The following is a 19871-nucleotide window of genomic DNA, read 5'->3' as shown; positions in this document are numbered from 1 at the left end:
AGAACGAGTCCCCGGGCTCTGTCTCGGGCGGTCCGCCGGGACCGCTCGACAACGTCGTTCGTCAGCCGCCAATGGCGCGAGGCAGAGCCTGGGAACCAGATGCAAGGCGAGTGACGCCGCCAGAAACTTGCACTGGACAACCTCTTGCGGGCGGCTGACGATCACGTCAGGATGACTGCGGCGCTCGTCGCACGGCATCGTTGAAGATTTGCGTCCGTCATCACTGCCCCGTTCGGGGATTCTGATTCCACATCGCACAATCAAGCACGCTCCCTCTCCGGGCCTTGAGGGTACTTTCATGCCAGTCCAGACTGATTGCCCCGAGTGCGGTAAGAAATACCGCTTTCCCGACGACCTCGCCGGCGCCACCGTCGACTGCAAATCGTGCGGCGCGGAGATCGAGGTTCCGGGCGGCGCACGCCGTCGTTCCAGCGGCGGATCGAAGAAGGGCCGGAAAAAGTCGCAGTCGTCGGCCGGCGTACTGATCGGCGTCGGCGTGGGATCGGCCGTCGTCTGCGGGATCATTGCCTTTCTGGTCGTCAGTAATCTGACACGGCCGGCTGTTCAGGCTCAGCCGGTTGCTCAAACTCAGCCAGACCGACAGTCTCCGCCCGCCGGGATGCCGCCCGCTGTTTTGCCACCTGTGGCGGCCGCGGTTCCGCTCGCCGCGCCGGCATCTGCAACACCTCCCGCGGCCCCGGGAAATCCGGCCGTTGCCGCGGCGCCGAAGGCTCCGGCAGCCGGCCCGGGAGCAACGCCCTCTGGATTTCAGCCGGCGAAGACCACGGACGAATCGCCCCGGCTCGTCTTCAAGAAGTCCGCCGACTGGACGGTCCAGGCCGATCCGCCGGCAGCGATTGAGGAGTTCAAGTCGGAGAAACCGCTGAAGATCAAGGTCGAGGGCCGCAATCTCCGCAACGACGCGGTGTTGTATCCGGTCGCGTCGAGCCCGTTCGTCGGCATCAAGAGCGACATCGGTTCGAAGTCCCCGTTTGAAATCTACAATCTGACGACGGGCGGCAAAGCCGGGACCGTGACGGGGATCTCCGCATCCAACGATCTCGGCCTCAGCCCGGACGGCAAGTATCTGGCAATGGCTTCGCCGGGCAGCAAAACGATTACCGTTTTCGACGTGAAGGCGAAGAAGCCGCTGGGAGAATTGACTGTCACCGATGCGTCGACGCGATTTCAGATTTCGACGCTCGCGCTCCCCCGTCCGGACCGTCTGGTGGCGTTGTCGCAGGTCGATCGCGGCGTGAAGGTCTGGGAGCTCCCTTCCGGGAATTTCGTGCAGCAGATCGTCGGAGATAAGAACTTCCAGCCCGAGCCGTTTCATGCCTTCAGCCCGGGAGGGCGGTATCTGGCGGTGAATGGCGAGTTTCTCCTCAAGCGTCTGGAGCTCTACGACCTGGAAACGGGCAAACTGGCGGGCGCGATTGAAATCGACGGCAAGGCGCATTCGCTGGACTTCGGCGCGTTCGGATTTTCCCCCGACGGCAGCGAACTGGCGGTGATCTACAACGTGTCCGCCCGCGCCGGTCGCGGGAAGTTTTCGCAGTTCGTCGTCTGGAACCTGGCGACGGGACAGATCGTCGACGATTTCGATATCGAACCGGATCTCAAGGAACAGCTCGATCCCGGTTACCAGAAGGAACGGCTGGAACCGTTCCCCGGCGGACGCCGCTGGCTGGCCCACAGTCGAGGGATCATCGATCGGGACGCGAAACAACTGGTCTTCAGCTACCCGAAGATCGAAGGGGCGGATCTCAATGTCGCCCGCAAAGTGATGGGGGCGGACTGGCTGGTGGGAGTGGAGGTGGGCAAGGGGGATTCCAAGCTGGAGGTGCTGAAGCTCGACGACGAGAAGCTGGCGAAAGGGGCGGCCGCCGCAGCGGCGGGGGGCATGGCGATCGACCTCGATCTGCCGCCGCTGACGCCGACGGACTTCGCGGACGCCTCGGAAGCCATTGCATCGAACGACTGGACGGCGAAGCCCGACGCCGGAATCGATGTCCCGGCGCTGAAATCGCCGCTGGCGCTCGAAGCGACGAAGGGAGTTCTCCGGGACGTGGTCCTCGGCCGCGGGGCGAATCCCGTGGCGGCCGTCCGGATCGCGATCGACGAAGATGTGGACGATCCCAAGGTCAAGGGCTTCAACCTGATCGACGCGGCGACGCGCGAACGGCTGGCGATGAAGCCGCCGAAGCCGATCGCCAAGGAAACGCAGGTCGACACGTATGGTCTGGCGGACGGCAAGCGAACGGGCCGCATCAAGGCGCCGTTCTCGGCAGACCTCTATTCGATTTCGCCGGACGGCGGCAAGGTGCTGCTGGAGCTGCATCGGGGGGAAGGCCGGCTCGATATTTACAGCCTTGCGGGCGATGGGAGCCATGTGCTGGGCTGGCGGCCCTTCCAGACGGCCAGCGAAGAGCGGGAGCGGCAGCTTGCGTCGGCGGAGTTCGTCGACGACGACCACGTCGTCACGCACAGCCAGGGAGATCAACTGGTGGTCTGGAAGATCAGCGGCGGGCTGACTCCGGTGCTCAAACTCGCGGACGCCCGGCGCTACGCCGTCTCGCCTGGCGGAAAGCAACTGGCGGTTGTTCGAGGCAATATTCTGGGCGACAAGGATCTGGCGCTGTTCGATGTTGCGTCGGGCGACGGAATCGGTCTGGTCGCGCTGGAGGCCAAGGTGGCCGGAATGGCGTTCCATCCGAGCGGTCAATGGCTGGCGCTGTCGCAGGGGAGCGAAGCCAACAAGCTGATCTCCGTGATCGACATTGCGGAAGGACAGGTCGCTGCGCGCTGGCCGGTGCCGGACCAGTCGGAACAGCTTGCCTGGATGGGGGACGATTACCTGCTGCTGGGAGGGAGCCAGCTCATCAGCAAACCGTTCCAGGCGGTAGCCTGGAGCTACGATCCGGGGCTGGCGGTGCTCGCCCGCACGCAGCCGGGGGGCAAGTGCTGGTTTGCGCTGCCGGTGGCGAACAAGTGGCAGTTGCGGAGCGCTGCGCTGCCGGACGGAGCGGCGGCCGGCAAGCTCGAAGGAACCAACCTGGCGGCCAACGCCCGATTGAAGCCGGGTGACAAGGTTGCGCTGCAGGTGACGATCGGCCCGGAGCCGGAGCTGTCGGAGATGCGCCGGTTGCTGACCGAACGGCTCACGCAGCGGCTGGCCAAGTCGCAACTGGAGCGGGCCGATGGCGCTCCGACGCGGGTGGCAGTGACTGTCGGCGTCAAAAACATGGGGACGACGAATGTTTCCAAGATCGGGAACCGCTCCGACCAGACGCAGGTGACGATCAAGGTGATCGAGTGCCGGATCGCGTTCGAGCAGGGAGGGACAACCATCTGGGAAACCGCGCGACGCTTCGGCAACCTGGACCGGCTGCTGATCCGGTTGGATCAGGGAGAGGCGCCGCAGGCGGGGATTGACCGGCAGATGTCGGAGTTCGCGGTGAACGCGCTGGGGGCGATCGAATTGCCGTCCTACGTATTCGGCTCGAACGCCCGACAGGGGCTTGGAAAGTCGACGCTGGCCGCCGCGGCGAAGTAGGGCACGCTCCGGCGTGCCGGATTCTGCGCTCTGCTCAACTGGCAACCAGGTTCCGCCTGGGAACCAGGACTTGCGGGGCTCCGCGTCGAGTCACTCCGGACGTTCAGGACTCTCCGTCGGGGTATCAGATATTTCGGCAACTCTCCCGCGCGGCGCCGGCAAATGGGCGGCGTATTCAATCAAGCGACATTCGTTCCAGCGGGATCGGTTTCGGGCCATCCGGTGCGTAAATGAGATCGTCGCCTCGCAGGGCGAACGTCCAGATCTCACCCGGTCCGCGCAGTCGCATCGGCCCCGGCAGACACTCCAGGAACGAGCGAGTATCGACCGTCAGCAGGCCATCCCTGATCGACCATGCCCCCTGCAACTGGTCTCTGACCTTTCCATCCGCATAGGCGACGCGAATTCGACATCGCCGGGCCGACGTCAACGACATCAAGGTCCTGTGCCCGTCCTCCAGCGGAGGCGTCCTCCATGTGCCAATGACGGCGGACTCCTCCACATTGAGTTGTGACTGCAGCGCCTGAACTGCGAGCCACACGGAGACCAGGATCAAACCTGCGACCGGCAGCCACCGTTTTGCGGTTCGACGGTCCAATCCTTCGCCCCTCGCCTCGTTCGATTGCGAATGCGCGGAATTCAACTGGTTCCCAAACTCCGCTTGGGAATCGCTCGATGCGGGGCTCCGCTTCGCGTCCACGCAGCCATGACGCGTTATCCAGAGAATGCGAGGCGGAGCCTCGCCGCCGGACTCTCGCTGGCGGAGCCTGGGAGCGAGTCGTTCTCAGAAATCTCCGAGCACTTCGCCGCCGCCGATGGTGACGAGGGCTTCCATGACGGCCGGATCGATGTTCTCGCTGATGAAGCGCACGGAACCATCCGCCAGCACGAAGTGGCAGCCGCCGGTGGAATTGGATCCGAATCCTTCGGCGCCGTTGATATAGGGCTGCTGCACCAGCGGCCGGATGGTGCCGGGACCGCCCTGGATCCAGGGTCCTCGATTCACCTTCACTTCTCCGACCATCACGGTGTTGCTCGTGCCGTCGGTGAAGTCCCGGATGCCGCGAGCCTCGTTGTAGCCGAACGCGCCGGCCTTCTTATCTCCCTTCTTGAGAGTCGGGCCGTCGGCGCCCAGTCCGGCGACACCGGCGTAGTCGGTTCGACCGCCGTCGATGTTCGGGTCGGGCACCGCATTGGGATGCAGGAAGATCTGAATGTCGACGGGACGGGCGGCGACGTTTGCTTCGTCGGCCAGGGTCCCCTTGGGCGCCATCTGGTTATACAGCGGCGCCTGATCCAGGTAGGGGAGAAGTCCGACCATCCAGCTCAGGCGGTCCTCCGGCTTCTCGGGACCAGCCACCGTCCCGGCCGGGAACTCGTTGAACGTGTCATGATAGTTGTGCAGCGCCAGGGCAATCTGCCTCAGATTGTTCTTTGACTGCGTGCGACGGGCGGCCTCGCGCGCCTGCTGAACTGCGGGGAGCAGCAACGCCACGAGGACCGCGCTGGTCCCGACCGACGGGGCCTCGAAGGAAATCCCCAGCGGCAGCGACGGCAACGACTGCCGCGACTGCCAGGTCATTCCCTTCGCGTGCGCCGTGCAGACGGTCACGTTGGGAAACAGCGGCTCGGCGACGAGGTCCATGGAAGGCATGTCGGGCAGAGGCGCGTCGTCTGCGACGCGGGCCTGCTGGCGAGCCTGCTGGATACCCGCCATCAGCATCGGCATCAGTTGTCCGGAGGCCCGCAGACCGTCGCGGGGATCGCTGATCTGGAAGCCGCTCATCGTCTCCGGCAGCCGGCTCAACAGCGGCTGCAGCTCGGGCGTCGGCTTCCAGGCGGGCAGCTTGCCGTCGATCCGGGCCAGCGAGGCGTCGACGGATTGAGCGGACAAACCGGCAACGAGCCATTTGTCGTCGACCGAGAAGGAGGGCCAGATGGGAACGCCGGGCTGTCCGATCGAGATCACCTCCCGGCCGCGCTTGTCCGTCCGGACGATCTGCGGACCGTTCTCTGGAGGAAAAGGAATCCGCTCCAGCACTCCGTCCAGAAACTCTCGCAGCCGCTGCGGATCGTTGACCCGTGCCATCAGTCCGACGCCCATGCCGAAGGGACCGTTGCCGGAATCGGAGTAGAGGACCTGCAGCGGATCGAGCGGAGCCAGGAGCGCTTCGTCGGGGGCCAGCCCGAGCTGTTCCGGCAGGAGCGCCAGCCCCTCTTCCAGTTGGGCTTTCTCCTCATCCGTGCCGACCAGATCGGCGAACTCGCGGGCGATGCGAATCCCTTCGCGGTAGACGCCGGGAACGTCGAGCGTGAAGACCGACAGGAACGGCGTCTTGCGCGGCAGTGCAGGCAGGTCTTTCAGGGCAAAGCTTCCGCCCGCCAGTAACGGCTTCAGAATGCCGCGCAGCTCGCCGTCTGCATCGATATCGAGGGACGACCAGCACTCTCTGCCATCGAATCCGGAACGGCTGGTGACGCGGCGAAGATTGTCGACGCCGAGGATTTCGAGCACTTGGCCGACCGTCGCGGACTTGCCGGACGGGAGCGCCGGAAGGGCTTGATCCTGGAACCGATCGCGGAGCCGCTCGGCGTCGAGCCAGGCGACGGACGTGACGGTTCGCCCGAGATCGTCTTTGAGCGTGCGACCGGCCTCTCCCGTCTTGGCCATACTGGGCCGCTGCCCGTCGGCCGCCTCAATGACAGCGGCCGGAGCGCCGGCGCCGAACGTCACGACGGCATGTCCCCCCTCCTGCCAGAACGACCAGGCCCCGTTGGGCTCGCCAGGAATCGTTCCCGAATAGACCGTCCGTCCGGAGAGGACTTCGCGGATCACGGGGACCGCTCCGTCGGAAAGCTGTCGGGCGGCGACGGGGACGTACTCGCCCGCGCCGTGCAGGACGAGCACGAACTGTGGCAGATCGCCTTCGCCGAACGTCAGATTCGCGGAGAGGCCATGTTCCAGCGAGTGCCAGAACGCCTGGCGAACCAGTTCAATGGGAGGGTTCGATTCTCCGAATTGAGTTGCAAGATCGTTGATCCAGTCCGCCAGGCCGGACTCGACCAGCGCTTCGTGCGCGGCGGTCTTTTTCCAGGCCGCCTCATGGCCGCGGTTGCCTCCCGAGTGCAGGTAGGCCCAGGCGTCGCCCGGCAGGAGCGACTCGGGCGCGACTGGATTTCGCCCGTTCTGGGCGAGACTCCACCGCCATCCGACGAGAGCCGTGACGGCGAGCAACACGATGATCCCGGTGCGGGACACTCCACGGTGCATGTGAGACTCCTGCTTCTCGCGAAAGACTCGGCCGACCAGATCGGCGAGACGGGAGTATTTTGTCTACCGCATCCGGTTCGAGAACGCAAACCGGAACTGTACAAAACGCAGGAGTGGCTGGTCGCGGACGGCTCTCAGGCTTTCGCCGGTTCGAGGACTTCGATCCCCTTCATCGCGGGCAGCGGCCATGCGGTGTGACAGGTGGGGCAGTCGAAGTGGTCGGCGGGGAGCGTATGACCGCCGGCGGGGCACGGGAGCTGCCGGGGCCAGCGGCGGTGAAAGCGGTAGCCGAGATAGGCGGCGGGACCCAGCAGCAGGACAAAGGCGGTCCAGAAGTAGACTTCCTGCAGGGGCGCGTCTTCCCGGCGGGAGTGTCGCCAAGTTAGAAATGCGGCCGCGGCTCCCAGCAACCAGACGACAACGAGCGCCGGTCCGGCTCCCGCAGCGAAGCAGCGGGCGACCGCTTCGGACCAGGGAACCCGCTGAGTATTCCACATGGTATAGGGCGCGAACCCGAAGACCGTCGCCGTGAGCGTGATGGGCGAGGGGACTGCCAGGCTGACGGCGGCGAACCAGGCATCCTGGGATCCGACCGCCGCGTTCTTCAGATCAACGACCCGCGACGTTGGAAGCTCTCCATCCGCCGTCCAGTGGAGGACTCTGACTTTCGAGCCGAGTTGGCGTGCGACGTTGAAATATGAGACCGCCCAGGTCGAACCGTCCCCGGCCGTCAGCAACGTCAGATAGCCGCTGTCATCGTCGTCCGGGAGGCGGAATTCGGCGACCTGCTGCAGCCGATCGTTGAATACGAGCACCGAGCGATCGGTCTCGACGAGCAACTTGGCGTCTTTGCTGCGCCGGTCGGCATGGCGCGTAAGTTGCATGGCTCGCACTTGCTGGGGATCCGGCAGTAACTTACGGACATCGCCGTTCCGCAGGTCGACGATCAAGACGTTGTCGGTCACCGGGACACAGGCCACACGCGCCAGGGGGCCGCTGGGAGCCTGCGAGAGGCGGGGCGGGATGGAGACCCCCAGGTAGCGATAGTAATTCTGTTCGGACCACTGCGGATTGTAGTTCATCGCTCCGGGGGGCACCTGGAAGCGGTCAGGACCTTCCGGGCGCGTCGCGGTCGGGCCGTTCACGCCAATGTATCCCGTGAAACGCCGGGTCTCGGCGGAGTACCCTTGAAACCAGCCGCCGCCGGTTTCGGTCCCGGAGTGGATGAAGTACCACAAGGTGGCCGGCTGTGTCGTGCTATGAAAGACCGAAATGTGGCTTCCGACCGGGATGCGGCCCACACCGTCGCGCGAGACGATCGGAACCAGATTCGCGGACTCATACATGGTATTGCGCCAGTCCTCGTCCGAGTCGGAGTACTCGCCACCGTCCAAATCCTTGTATTCGGAGGGCTGAGTGGCGTAGTAGGTGGCGGTCTCGATGACGGGCGTCCCGTTGCTGCCATAAACGATTCGCTGGTACGTCCCCTGATTGGGGAAGATCGCCGCGGTGATCATGCCGCCCCAGAGGACGATCAATCCCCAGGCGACGGAGACGCCAATCGACAGCACCAGGGCGACGCCCATGCGGGAAAGCAGCGTGTTGCGGAACATGGTCAGATCCTTGGATCGCCGACGAATTGGATCGGTGCTGGAATCAGAAGTCGCGCGACTCGGCCGCCCGCAACACCGCCACGATCAGCAGGCCGGCAAACGGGAGCAGCACGAGCAGCCACCAGCCGCTGAAAAATGTGACGGCTGGAACGATCAGCAGCGGCACGACCGCCGCCAGCGGCGCCAGCCGCATCCCGAACCAGCGGGCTTCGAGCCAGCCGCTGGCCGAGGCGGCGAGGTAGACCAGGAGCGCCCAGGCGCCGTAGGCCCAGCAGTTCCAGGTCATGCTCCACGCGAACGGCGCCGGCCAGAAACCGGGCCAGCCCGCCAGGACGCCCAGCACGAGCGTGGGAATCGCAATGATCAGCGTCTGCAGAATCAGCCCGACTGCAAGCTTGGTCAGCACGATCTTCCGCCGGGAGAGCGGGCGATGGAACAGGTACAGGGCGGTCCCCCGCTGAATCTCAAGGACGGACTGCCAGTAGCCGAAGGCGAGGGCGGTGCCGACCGCCAGGGCGGCGATCCACTGTTCTTCGGCCCCTGAGGTGAATCGGACGACGCGCTCGTACGAGCTGCCGGCGATCTGGGCGGGGAGGATCGGCGCTCCCGCCAGAGTGGCCGTGATGAGGGCCGCGGCAAACGCCGCAGCGGCCAGAACGCCCCGCAGGTCGTGCAGTTCTTTGAGGACGAGTGCCCGATACATGATTGTTGTTTCCGCAGAATCTGTAGGGTCCGCCGTGCGAACCAGTTCTCGATCGATGAGGTCCGCACCGCGGACCCTACGTCTCAACCGCGACCAGTTCCATTTCCCGTTCGGGGGTCACCCACGGCAGCGGCTTGCGCGAACCGCGGGTGTAGGCGATGAACGCGTCTTCGAGACTCAGCGTGTCGCGGTCCCAATGGGTCGGCTGCAGCGACTCGATCCATTCACGATGCGTCTCGCCAAAGCCGACGATGGCCAGCTTGACCTGTCGGCCGATCACGGACGTATTCACGAGGCCCGGAATTGCGGGAATCGCCGGCGGCGTCCCCGCGAAGTCCAGGACCACCTGACTGATCGCTTCGCGGAAGTGTTCGAGGGGAGCGTCCACGCGCAAGACGCCGTCGACCAGGATGCCGATCCGGTCGGCGACCCGTTCGACGTCGGCGAGAACGTGCGAGCTGAAGAGAATCGTCCGGCCTTGCCGCTGGATGAGGTGGATCAGCGATTCCAGAAAATCGCGGCGGACGACGGTGTCGAGGCCGAGCGTCGGGTCGTCGAGAATCAGCAGATCGGGATCGCTGCCGACACCGAGCGCCAGCGACACCTGGGCATGCTGACCCTTCGACAGCCGCCGGATGAGGGCTTTCGGAGTCAGCTCGAAGTGGTCGAGGACCCCTTCGACGAGGCTGCCGTTCCAGCGGGGCGCAAACGCACGGGCGAAGTCGGTCGCCTGTTTGACCGTCATCCAGCCGTAGAGCGGGTGGCCTTCGGCGAGATACGTGATCCGGCCGCGGACTTCGGGCGGCAGCTCGGCGATGTCGTGGCCGAGGAGTTTCGCCGTCCCGGCCGTCGGTCGGACCATGCCCAGGAGCATCTTGAGCGTGGTCGACTTCCCCGCCCCGTTGCGGCCGAGAAAGCCGTAAACGCAGCCCGCGGGGACGCGCAGTGAGACCTGATCGACGACGCGCCTGGAGCCGTAATCTTTGACGAGGCGGTCAATTTCGATGGCGCAAGTCATGGGAGAGCTTTCACAACATTCGGCGCATAGCAATTCAGAAGAGACAACCACGAATCACACGAATGGACGCGAATAGGAGCAAAGACTATGAACCACGGAAGACACGGAGAGCACTGAGAAAGAGAGAACCCAAGAAGCAGGCGACAAAGACGGGAGACGATTGTTCTGTTTTGCTTCTTCGTTCCCAGGCTCCGCCTGGGAACGAAATCGGTTGAATGGAAATTCGCCGCGGTTCATGTGACTTTCTCAACTTGCGTTCCGGATTCCTTCGGGAGGACCGGTCCGCATGAATGCCATCAGGAGTGCGATCCCCAAAACTACAAGCGTCGCCGAGTATGGCTCAATCGCGCGAGGGACTTACTGGTGCGCGTCTCGAAGTCGCCGCCGGGCTCGTCAGGCTTTTCGTGAAGTACCCCTTCAACTCGTCGATCGAGAGCACTCCATCGTCGTTGTAGTCGGCGAGATCAATGATCGCCTGCTTCTCGGCAGGGAGTTCGTCGCGCTCGATGCGTTCGTCGTTGTTCTTGTCGAATGTCTGCAGGGCAATTCCAAGGAGCTTGGCGACCGCTCCGGCGTCATTTGCGAAGAGCGAGCCAATCGCACCTGCGGCCCGCGAGAGGCTCCCGCCTCGATAGCGGATAACATGATCCTGATCCAGCACGAAATAGGACGGCAACGACAGGACTTGCCACTGTTTCTGCAGCGTTTCGTCGGAATCCGCAATGACGTGCCACTCAATCTGATGCTTCTGCACAATCCGGTCCAAGTCGCGCCTGTCGCGGTCGACGCCGACCCAGACGATCGCCAGCTCTTGATGCTGATGGTCGGCTCTCAGTTGTTTCAAAGTCGGAATCGCGGCAAGACACGGCATGCACCATGTCGCTCCGAAGTGCACGAGGACCGCCTGGCCTCGAAGTGACTTGAGCCCAATCGTTCTCCCGTCGAGCGCATCCCCCTCGAGCCCTTCGGCGATCTTACCCAGCCTCAGATGGCGAACGGCAAAGATCCCTCCTTCAGCCAGCCTCCTTGCGGACGTTCCGCCAATCATTCGCGGACCATGGCGATCGGCAATCCGCTCGAACTCCGCGACGACCCTCGACTCTTCGATTGCGCTGGCGAGATGCTTGAGTCTGCTGGTCAGTTCCTGCCCCAGCCGGAGGGCGTACTCATCCTCGAGATCCGGCGATGCCTGGAGTTCGTCTGACAGTTCCAGCAGAGATTTCCTGTGAATCGCTTGCGCGACATCGAGGACCGCGCGCTGGTCGGTCGTCAACTCTCGTTCTGCCGCCGAGGCGAAGAACGCTAACGTCCACTCTCGCGGCTCCATTGCGAAGTTCACCCACAGGTTGGCGGTTGCGTCCGACGTCGCGTGGAAGCTCGCCAGCCGCTCAGCCGCCAGCTTCACAGACTCGCTTGTTCGTGGCGACATGAGGATCCAGTGCAGCACTTGCTCGGCGTCTTTGCTGCGCAGGTCTTGCTCGGCCAGCCGCAGCGCCTGCGCCTCCAGTCGTTGTCGTGCGGCCCAGAAGTCATCGCGATTGTGGATCTTGCTTTCAGCCGCCAGGAACCTTGGTGCAGCGCCGTCCAACGTATCCGGAGAATCCGCCCCGGCCATTGCACGAAGCGAACAACACACGACCGTGGCTGCCAGCACCCAGCGGATGATTTGAATTCGCAACATTCGAAAGCACCTTCGGGGTGGCGAGGTCGAAGTCGCTGGCTGGCGTCACAGCGAGCGGCTCCTTCGCCGATGTTCGTTCGTGTTCAGGCGGCATGAGACGGTTCGTTGCAACGTCGACTTGTCTGACGCCGCGCATGATTTCCTCAAAATGTCAGGCGGGCGACGTCCACTGGAAACGGCCGGCGCGGTCGCCCAGGAGCTTCTGAACTTCTTCCCGGCTGAAGCCCAGGTGGACGGCTTCGGTCAGCAGTCCGTCGAGCAGCTCGACCAGCCGGCGGCGGCGGACGTCTTTCGTCAGCTCGGTTTTGACCGCGGCGACGAAGACCCCCAGGCCGGGGCGGGTATGGAGCATCCCCTCCCGTTCGAGCTCGGTATAGGCCCGCGCGACGGTGTTGGGATTGATCACCAGGTCTCGGGAGAGCTGGCGGACCGAGGGGAGACGCTCCTCGGCGGCCAGATCGCCGCGGGCCACGCCGGAGCGGACCTGCTGCACGAGCTGCTGGTAGATCGGAACGCGACTGGAAGGAACGATCTGAAACTGCATGGCGACTGTCCTGTCTGTACTACGAGTATTAGGACAGTGCGGCGAAACGTCAAGGGCATTTTCCGGGACGTGGAGAGTTTTATTCCGCGACCAGAATGTCGAATGAGGAAGGCGGAATGTCGAAAGGAGGAGAATTCAGCGACGGCGCTGCACGGATAACGTAATCACCGGCACTGATTCTGAAGCAGTGAGACTTTGGCTTGCCTCCTCTCCCGCATTCTGATTTGGGAGAGGACCAGGGTGAGGGTCTTCGGAAGTGTCGGGGTCTCGTCCACGGAGAAAAGACGGCCCTCACCCTGGCCTTCTCCCAACGAAGACGTCGGGAGAGGGGACCGGAGTCGCGCCTCACCATTGTGGTCGGAGCATTGGCGGCGACATTGATTGGGGGAGCCTCAGTTCACCGGGGCTCCCCCGATGCTGCCCCATCATTCCTCTGCCTGGCGTCGTGGCATCACCGTCACGCCATCGCGAGAAATCCTCATCCGCAACGCCTCACTCGTCATCCCGCTCCACTCGCTCCACCCGGCTCACGACGCTCCCGCTGGCCAGCAGGATCGAGATCGCATCCCCCGGCAAAAGCTGCCCGGCGTCCCGCACGAGCTGGCCGTCCGAAAGCCGTTTTGTCAGCGAGTATCCCCGCTTCAGCACTCCCAGCGGGCTGAGGGCATCGAGCGACGCCGCCAGCGTGGCGAGCTGCTGACGCGACGTTTCGACCCGTCCACGCAGGCCCCGCTGCAGCCGGCCTTCCAGCTCGTCCAGCCGGGCCGCCAGGTCATGCACGCGCTGCAGCGGCTTCGCAAAGCAACGTCGCTGCCGAAGATTGTCGAGCGTCAGCCGGGCTCGTTGCGCCCGCTGCTGCAGCGCGGTCGTCATCCGACGGCGGATGTGATCCAGCGTCTGCTGGACTTCAGTCAGCAGCGGCACGACCAGCTCGCCCGCTTCGCTCGGCGTCAGCGCCCGCCGGTCCGCCACCAGGTCGGCGATGCTGACGTCGATCTCGTGGCCGACCGCGCTGACGACCGGAATCGGACAGTCGTAAATCGCCCGCGCCACGACTTCCTCGTTAAAGGCCCACAGGTCTTCGACGCTCCCGCCGCCACGCCCGGTGATCACGACGTCGACTTCGGGCAGCAGATGGACCTTGCGCAGTGCCGCGGCGATCTGCTGGGCGGCGCCGTCCCCTTGCACGGCGACCGGCAGAATCACCACCCGCGCCGCCGGCCACCGCCGGGTGATGACCTGCAGCATGTCGTGGACGGCGGCCCCGGTCGGACTGGTCACCAGGGCGATGCGCCGCGGAAACATCGGCAACGGACGCTTGCGGGCTTCGTCGAACAGCCCCTCCGCCGCCAGCTTCTGCTGCAGTTGCCGGAGCGCGAGTTCCAGCGCTCCGAGCCCCTGGGGCTGCATCCGGTCGACGATGATCTGGTACTGTCCGCGCGACGCGTAGACTTCGATCGGGCCGCTGGCCAGGACTTCCAGGCCGTCGTGGAGCTGAAACTTCAGCCGCTGGGCCGCACTCCGCCACATCACCGCCTTGAGCTGGGCTTCGTCGTCCTTCAGCGTGAAGTACAGATGCCCCGATCCCGCCCGCATGAAGTTCGAGATCTCGCCGCTGACCCACACGGCGGGAAAGTGGGCTTCGACAACCCCCTTGAGGAGCATCGTCAGATCGCTGACGGACAGGACGGGAAGTTCGTCGGGCATGGGGGCTCGTTGGGCGTTGAGGGTCGAGAAAGACTCGGGTGGCACGTCCCTGAGTCCTCGAAGGGCGTAGTCTTCGGATCAAAGACACGCCCTTCGCAAAGCCTCAGGGACGTGCCACCCATTTCGTTGTGTTTGTTATTTGCTATTTGGAGTTTGGTGCTTCTGTCTCAACGATCTTCAATACTGCTTCAAGATCGGCACGACTTCCGTCTGCAGCGCTCCCCCTGTGACGTGTACTTGCCGTTGATGATCGACGAAGACATCGACTTCGCTCCGCACGCCGAACTCCGGCAGGTAAATCCCAGGCTCGATCGAGAAGCAGCAGCCGGGCAGAATCAGCCGTTCTTCGTGCGTCTCCAGGTTATCGATGTTCGCCCCGTTGCCGTGCACTTCCTGGCCGATGCTGTGCCCCGTCCGGTGCACGAAGTACGGACCGTACCCGGCCTCTTCGATCACCTTCCGGCAGGCGTCGTCAACCTGCCAGCCCGGCAGCGTCCGTCCTTCGGCAAACGCGTCACGTACGGTCTGGATCGCCGCGTCGCGCGCCCGGGCGACAATCTGAAAGATCGCGTCGTACTTCTCCGGTACGGCCTCGCCGACAAAACCGGTCCGGGTCAAGTCGCTGTAGACCGCCCTCGGCTCCTTGAGCTTCGCCCACAGATCGACCAGCACAAAGTCCCCCTGGCGGATCTCCGTCATCCCGGTTTCATAGTGCGGATCGCCGCTGTGAGCGTTCACTCCCACGATCGGCGGGCTGTACGTCGTCAGGTGGTTGGCCTCGAAATGCTCCAGGATCGCCTGCTGGACAGCCCATTCGGTCGTCACGCCGTTCGCGCGGATGGCGTCGGCGATGAACGTCCACGCGACGGAAAATGCCGCGTTGGTCACCTGCCCTGCCGCCTCGTGCATCTGCCACTGTGATTCATCCCAGACGGCCTCGAAGAGCTGCACCAGGTCGCCGGACGAACCGATCTCCGCGCCGAAGCTGCGGACCAGCTCGACGGTCCCCGCGTCGACGCGGGAAATATAGGGATTGCTGTTGCGCGGCGCATACTCCATCGCGATCCGCTTCGCGCCCCCGATCAGCGTCGCGATCCCCGCTTCAAACTCCTGCCAGCGGAGATAGACGGTCTTCTCGCCGGGAATGTGATCGAGCACTCCCGACTCGATTCGATGGACCAGCCGCCGCGGTTCTCCCTCGGCCGGTATGAAACAGGCAAACCGACGCGACGTATGCATCGAATCGGGCAATTGCAGCACCCGCCGAGCCAGAATGTTGCTCTCGCGGAAGTCGTAGAGCAGCCAGCCCTCGAAACCGAAATCGCGGATGGCGGACTGCATGCGGATGAGATCGAACATGGGTGCGCTTCCATAATGGATGTGAGTGTTGGCTCAGGTCGTTGAGTGTCGATCGTTAAGCGTTGAGGAATACAAATCAGAGCACGCCGCGCGTCCCTGTCTTTCTCGACGCTCAACGCTGAACGCTCAACGACCTCTCACCCCCCCAGCCACTCGCCCGTAAACACCTCTGTCGCCGACCCCGTCATGAACACCGGGCTGTCGCCGCCGGCCCACTCCAGTTCCAGGTCGCCCCCCGGCAGATGCACCAGCACGCGGTTGTGCGTTCGACCGGTCAGAATGCCTGCGACGGCCGATGCGCAGGCCCCGGTGCCGCAGGCCTGCGTCTCGCCGCTCCCCCGCTCCCACACCCGCATGATGAACTCGTCGGGCGAGACGACTTGGATGAACTCGGCGTTGACCCGCCGCGGAAACGCCGGGTGCTTTTCGAGCAGCGGGCCGACCCGCAGCACCCAGTCGTCGTTGACCTCGTCCACGAACGTGATGCAGTGCGGATTTCCCATCGAGACGCACGTGACGTCGAACTTTTTTCCGCCGACTTCCAGCGGCACGTTCAACGGCGGCTGCCCCGGCAGCGTCGTTGGAATCTGGTCGAACTTCAGAATCGGCGGCCCCATGTTGACCCGCACCCGGTCGATCTTGCCGTTGGAACCGGGAAACATCTGCAGCGTCAGCACCCCCCGCCCGGTTTCGATTCTCAGTTCGGGCTTGCGGGCGATGCCGTGGTCGTAGACGTATTTCGCGACGCAGCGCACGCCGTTGCCGCACATCTCCGACTCGCTGCCGTCGGCGTTGAACATTCGCATGCGGGCGTCGGCGACTTCCGACGGGCCGATCAGAATCAGCCCGTCGCCGCCGATTCCCTTGTGCCGGTCGCTGACGGCGATGGCCAGCGCGGGAATGTCCGCGGGCAGCTTTTCCTCGAAGGCATTGACGTACACATAGTCGTTGCCGATGCCGTGCATCTTGGTGAAACGCATGATCGCCCGTGGTCCAGAGTCTGCAATAAAACGCTTCCGAGGTCGGTCGCCGACGCCGCTCACTGCGGATCGTCATCCTCTTCGGGGATCATTGTCACGTCCGCGGGATGGCTTTCCAAGCGGAGGGCGAGTTTCCGCTCCCCTTGCGGCCGGAACTGCACCCCGGTCGCCGGACTGGTCCGCCATTCCTCCGCATCCGGCTCGACACCGACGTAAGTTCCCCGGTTCAGCACCAGCACCTCAATCGCCCGGCTGTCACGGTCGACGATCCACGCCTCGGGCGTCCCCAGTTCGGCGTAGAACGGCAGTTTTTCGTAGGACTCGTCGCCCGGACTGCGAATTTCGACGACGACCAGCGGCGGGCCTTCGAAATACTCGCCGCGGATTCCCACCAGCCGCTCACGGGGTAGCAGTATCAAATCGGGAATGCGGTAGTTGTCCGGCCATCCCCCGGCCGGTGCAATGTTCACTTCCTGATAGACGCGTCCCTTCCGCGGTCGCGCCCAGTTCCGCCGCAGCCAATCTTCCAGGTCCTGCGCCAGCCCCTGATGGTCGAAGTTCGGCATCGGCGGCATATGCAGCACCCCCTCCCACAACTCGTCCCACTGGTCCGCACCCGTCCGCCGCCGCTGCTCCAGCAGTTCGTCGGGCACAACAGGTATGACAGCTTTCATCGGGAACTCCTCTTCGGAACTGGTCTCGTAAGAAGTATACTCCCCGACGGTCGTCCCGCACGATCCCTGTCCGTGATTCCCCTCGCCGACGACGGAGCCCGGCTCATGATCCGATATGCGATCGCACTCCTTGCTGCTTCTCTCCTGTTCCTCGGATCGACGGCTCCGAGCCTTGCCCAGGGACGCGACCCTTACCGCGAACCGCGGGAAAAAATGGTCACCGACTACATCGAACGGGAAGGGGTCGCCAACCCCCGCGTCCTCGCCTCCATGCGACAGGTCCCCCGCCACGAGTTCGTCGCCGGCAACATGAAATCCCTGGCCTACAACGACGCGGCGCTGGCGATCGGCCACAAGCAGACGATTTCACCGCCGTACGTCGTCGCCTACATGACGGAGACGATCGATCCGCAACCCGAAGACCGGGTTCTCGAAATCGGCACCGGCAGCGGCTATCAGGCGGCCGTCCTGTCGAACCTCGCCAAAGAAGTCTATTCCATCGAGATCGTCGAGCCCCTCGGCAAGCAGGCGGCCGAGCGCCTCAAGCGGCTCGGCTACGCCAACGTGACCACCATGGTGGGCGACGGCTACAAAGGCTGGCCCGAGCACGCCCCCTTCGACAAGATCATCGTCACCTGCTCCCCCGAGAACATTCCGCAGCCCCTCGTCGACCAGCTCAAGGAAGGGGGCCGGATGATCATTCCCCTGGGCGAACGCTACAGCCAGGTCTTCCATCTGCTCGAAAAACAGGAGGGCAAGCTGGTGATGAAGAAGCTGATTCCGACGCTCTTCGTGCCGATGACGGGCATCTCCGAAGAACGTCGGCAGATCCTCCCCGACCCGCTGCATCCAGTCCTCTTCAACGGCAACTTCGAAGAAGACGCCAACGCAGACGGCCTTGCCGATCACTGGCACTATCAGCGCCAGGCGACGCTGGTGACTGAGGGCGCTCCCGAGGGGAAGTTCTGCTGGCTGCTGGAGAACGACGAGCTCGGCCGGCCCGCCCAGGGGCTCCAGGGCATGGCGATCGACGGCACGAAGATCGGGACCCTCGCCATCTCCGTCCGACATAAGACTGAAAACATTCGTTCCGGCAAGGAATCCTGGGAGCGCCCGGCCCTCGTCGTCCACTTCTACGACAGCCTGCGGAAGGAAGTCGAAACCAGCGGCGTCGGACCCTGGACCGCCGACGCCGACTGGGAACGCTCCTCGAAGACGATCACGGTCCCCAAGTCGGCCCGGGAAATGATCGTCCGCGTTGGACTCAACGGGGCGACCGGCAGGCTCTGGGTCGATGACGTCAAAATGTCGCCGCTGCCGAGGTAGGTGGTGGTCAGTGGTCCGTCGTCAGTGGCGAATTGACAAGCCGCCTGTCCGCACGCCACCCCATTTTTCGAATGTACGGCGGACGTCCACATCCGCCGCCTCTTCGCCGGGACCGCGACGCGTCCATTCAGATCGACGGGGCGAGAATATCCGTCGTACGGAATTCCGTGACCTCCGTGGTTCCAGTCTTCGTCCTCATTCGCGTCCATTCGTGTGCTTCGTGGTCGCCTCGGCGGGATGAATTTCTCCATCGACTCCGCGTTCTCCGTCCGAGCTCGATGTCTCGGCGAGAGATCTTCTCCGCGGCCCGGCCACCGACCCGGCAACCTGTACAGGATTGCTCTTGACGGTCCGGTCTTGACCGCGCTTTGGGGCCTGGGGCATAATTCAGGACTCTGACCATTTGACAGGTCCGCCGAACCGCCCTGCGACGAAGGTTCTCGCCCATGCTGAAAGTTGCCGATTTCGAGGAGTTCAAAAGTCTGCTCCTCGATGTGCGGGCCCGCATCCGGGGCGATGTGGAACACCTGACGTCCGAGGCGCTCGATCGCGACGCCGGGGGTGGCGAGTCCCGCTCCCCCCAGCATCTGGCGGAACTCGGGACCGATACTTACGAACAGGATTTCGCACTCCGCCGCGTCGAGAACGAGCAGGAAGTTCTCGTGGAGATTGAAGCGGCCTTGCAGCGAATCGAGGACGGAACGTATGGTCTGTGCGAGGCCTGCCTCGAAGCCGGCAAGACGCCGGCGAAAGCCGTGATCCCCAAGGCCCGACTGCGGGTCATTCCTTACGCCAGGAATTGTGTCGAGTGCGAACGGAAGCGCGAGCTCAGCCACTGACACACGCCGGTCCCGTCCCCTGGAGTCGGTATCCCGTCTTCTTCGGACTCGCCGCCGCCGCGCTCGCCTGGGATCTGTATTCCAAGTGGGCCGTCTTCGCGGATCTGGGCGTCGGCCGCATCAGCGAGTGGCAGAAGGAATTCTTCGGCAACGCCGTCCGCTTCCGCCTGCACACCAACTTCAACTACGGCGCCCTCTGGGGCTTCGGGCAGGGGTACACGTTCGTCTTCGCCGCTCTCAGCCTGGTCGCCGCAGTCGGCATCCTCTACTGGCTCTTCGTCCGGGGCGGCGCCTGGAGCTGGTGGCTGACAATTGCGCTCGGTCTGATCCTCGGCGGCACGCTCGGCAACTTCTACGACCGCCTGGGACTCCACGGCTGGAAGGACGGCGACGAGCAGGTCTACGCGGTGCGCGATTTCCTCGACTTTCAGTTCTTCGGCGTTTTCGACTGGGCCATTTTCAACTTCGCCGACAGCTATCTGGTGACCGGCGCCATCATGCTGGTCCTCTACTCGTTCAAGCCCGAACCGCGCCTGGTCGAAAGTGGAGAGCCAAAAGCGGAAAGCCAGATCGCCTGCTGAGTCACGACTTCAGCTCGCG

15 protein-coding genes are annotated in these 19871 nt (G+C 64.1%); 4 read left to right on the top strand and 11 right to left on the bottom strand.

The window, feature by feature from the left end:
* The first annotated feature begins 298 nt into the window (after positions 1-298).
* Entirely contained in the window at positions 299-3556 is a 3258-nt protein-coding gene (locus SH412_RS24955) for a hypothetical protein (protein WP_336520753.1), read from the top strand.
* 175 nt (positions 3557-3731) lie between these two features.
* On the opposite strand, the gene SH412_RS24950 is transcribed toward SH412_RS24955, so the two are convergent.
* From SH412_RS24950 to SH412_RS24900, 11 genes are all read right to left on the bottom strand, one after another.
* A complete protein-coding gene (locus SH412_RS24950; protein ID WP_336520752.1) occupies positions 3732-3992 on the bottom strand; it encodes a hypothetical protein in 261 nt (86 codons plus the stop codon).
* 348 nt (positions 3993-4340) lie between these two features.
* Positions 4341-6827: a DUF1559 domain-containing protein gene (locus SH412_RS24945; RefSeq protein ID WP_336520751.1), complete on the bottom strand. Its 2487-nt coding sequence runs from the start codon at positions 6825-6827 to the stop codon at positions 4341-4343.
* A 134-nt stretch (positions 6828-6961) separates the two neighbouring features.
* The gene (locus SH412_RS24940; RefSeq protein ID WP_336520750.1) at positions 6962-8440 is read right to left on the bottom strand and encodes a hypothetical protein; all 1479 of its coding nucleotides are present in this window, start codon (positions 8438-8440) and stop codon (positions 6962-6964) included.
* A gap of 43 nt (positions 8441-8483) precedes the next feature.
* A complete protein-coding gene (locus SH412_RS24935) occupies positions 8484-9143 on the bottom strand; it encodes a hypothetical protein (RefSeq protein ID WP_336520749.1) in 660 nt (219 codons plus the stop codon).
* Positions 9144-9219: 76 nt separating this feature from the next.
* The gene (locus SH412_RS24930) at positions 9220-10161 is read right to left on the bottom strand and encodes an ABC transporter ATP-binding protein (protein ID WP_336520748.1); all 942 of its coding nucleotides are present in this window, start codon (positions 10159-10161) and stop codon (positions 9220-9222) included.
* 340 nt (positions 10162-10501) lie between these two features.
* Positions 10502-11842, bottom strand: a complete 1341-nt coding sequence (locus SH412_RS24925; RefSeq protein WP_336520747.1) for a redoxin domain-containing protein — start codon at positions 11840-11842, stop codon at positions 10502-10504.
* Between the two features lie 151 nt (positions 11843-11993).
* On the bottom strand, positions 11994-12386 hold the full coding sequence (locus tag SH412_RS24920; RefSeq protein ID WP_336520746.1) for a GntR family transcriptional regulator: 393 nt from the start codon (positions 12384-12386) through the stop codon (positions 11994-11996).
* Positions 12387-12878: 492 nt separating this feature from the next.
* Positions 12879-14093, bottom strand: a complete 1215-nt coding sequence (gene xseA, locus SH412_RS24915) for an exodeoxyribonuclease VII large subunit (RefSeq protein ID WP_336520745.1) — start codon at positions 14091-14093, stop codon at positions 12879-12881.
* A 177-nt stretch (positions 14094-14270) separates the two neighbouring features.
* Positions 14271-15452: a M24 family metallopeptidase gene (locus SH412_RS24910; RefSeq protein ID WP_336520744.1), complete on the bottom strand. Its 1182-nt coding sequence runs from the start codon at positions 15450-15452 to the stop codon at positions 14271-14273.
* Positions 15453-15589: 137 nt separating this feature from the next.
* On the bottom strand, positions 15590-16432 hold the full coding sequence (gene dapF, locus SH412_RS24905; RefSeq protein WP_336520743.1) for a diaminopimelate epimerase: 843 nt from the start codon (positions 16430-16432) through the stop codon (positions 15590-15592).
* Positions 16433-16491: 59 nt separating this feature from the next.
* On the bottom strand, positions 16492-17106 hold the full coding sequence (locus SH412_RS24900; RefSeq protein ID WP_336520742.1) for a Uma2 family endonuclease: 615 nt from the start codon (positions 17104-17106) through the stop codon (positions 16492-16494).
* A gap of 105 nt (positions 17107-17211) precedes the next feature.
* Between SH412_RS24900 and SH412_RS24895 the strand changes: the two genes are divergently transcribed.
* The 3 genes from SH412_RS24895 (at position 17212) to lspA (ending at position 19852) form a co-directional block, all read left to right on the top strand.
* Positions 17212-18432 (top strand): protein-L-isoaspartate(D-aspartate) O-methyltransferase, encoded by a 1221-nt coding sequence (locus SH412_RS24895; RefSeq protein ID WP_336520741.1) that lies wholly within the window; start codon positions 17212-17214, stop codon positions 18430-18432.
* Positions 18433-18878: 446 nt separating this feature from the next.
* Complete coding sequence (locus SH412_RS24890) at positions 18879-19271, top strand: TraR/DksA family transcriptional regulator (RefSeq protein WP_336520740.1); 393 nt, start codon at positions 18879-18881, stop codon at positions 19269-19271.
* Positions 19241-19852 (top strand): signal peptidase II, encoded by a 612-nt coding sequence (lspA, locus tag SH412_RS24885; RefSeq protein WP_336520739.1) that lies wholly within the window; start codon positions 19241-19243, stop codon positions 19850-19852. Before SH412_RS24890 ends, lspA begins: the two co-directional genes overlap by 31 nt.
* Positions 19853-19871 lie beyond the last annotated feature (19 nt).

The organism is Planctellipticum variicoloris, from assembly GCF_030622045.1.
Classification (GTDB): domain Bacteria; phylum Planctomycetota; class Planctomycetia; order Planctomycetales; family Planctomycetaceae; genus Planctellipticum; species Planctellipticum variicoloris.
Note: the sequence above shows the minus strand (reverse complement) of the source record. Positions and strands in the feature narration are given on the sequence as shown.

Bases quoted from the DNA above. Each gene is read 5' to 3' on its own strand.
- SH412_RS24955 (WP_336520753.1), top strand. From the start codon at position 299: ATGCCAGTCCAGACTGATTGCCCCGAGTGCGGTAAGAAATACCGCTTT.
- SH412_RS24950 (WP_336520752.1), bottom strand. From the start codon at position 3,992: ATGTCGTTGACGTCGGCCCGGCGATGTCGAATTCGCGTCGCCTATGCG.
- SH412_RS24945 (WP_336520751.1), bottom strand. From the start codon at position 6,827: ATGCACCGTGGAGTGTCCCGCACCGGGATCATCGTGTTGCTCGCCGTC.
- SH412_RS24940 (WP_336520750.1), bottom strand. From the start codon at position 8,440: ATGTTCCGCAACACGCTGCTTTCCCGCATGGGCGTCGCCCTGGTGCTG.
- SH412_RS24935 (WP_336520749.1), bottom strand. From the start codon at position 9,143: ATGTATCGGGCACTCGTCCTCAAAGAACTGCACGACCTGCGGGGCGTT.
- SH412_RS24930 (WP_336520748.1), bottom strand. From the start codon at position 10,161: ATGACTTGCGCCATCGAAATTGACCGCCTCGTCAAAGATTACGGCTCC.
- SH412_RS24925 (WP_336520747.1), bottom strand. From the start codon at position 11,842: ATGTTGCGAATTCAAATCATCCGCTGGGTGCTGGCAGCCACGGTCGTG.
- SH412_RS24920 (WP_336520746.1), bottom strand. From the start codon at position 12,386: ATGCAGTTTCAGATCGTTCCTTCCAGTCGCGTTCCGATCTACCAGCAG.
- xseA (WP_336520745.1), bottom strand. From the start codon at position 14,093: ATGCCCGACGAACTTCCCGTCCTGTCCGTCAGCGATCTGACGATGCTC.
- SH412_RS24910 (WP_336520744.1), bottom strand. From the start codon at position 15,452: ATGTTCGATCTCATCCGCATGCAGTCCGCCATCCGCGATTTCGGTTTC.
- dapF (WP_336520743.1), bottom strand. From the start codon at position 16,432: ATGCGTTTCACCAAGATGCACGGCATCGGCAACGACTATGTGTACGTC.
- SH412_RS24900 (WP_336520742.1), bottom strand. From the start codon at position 17,106: ATGAAAGCTGTCATACCTGTTGTGCCCGACGAACTGCTGGAGCAGCGG.
- SH412_RS24895 (WP_336520741.1), top strand. From the start codon at position 17,212: ATGATCCGATATGCGATCGCACTCCTTGCTGCTTCTCTCCTGTTCCTC.
- SH412_RS24890 (WP_336520740.1), top strand. From the start codon at position 18,879: ATGCTGAAAGTTGCCGATTTCGAGGAGTTCAAAAGTCTGCTCCTCGAT.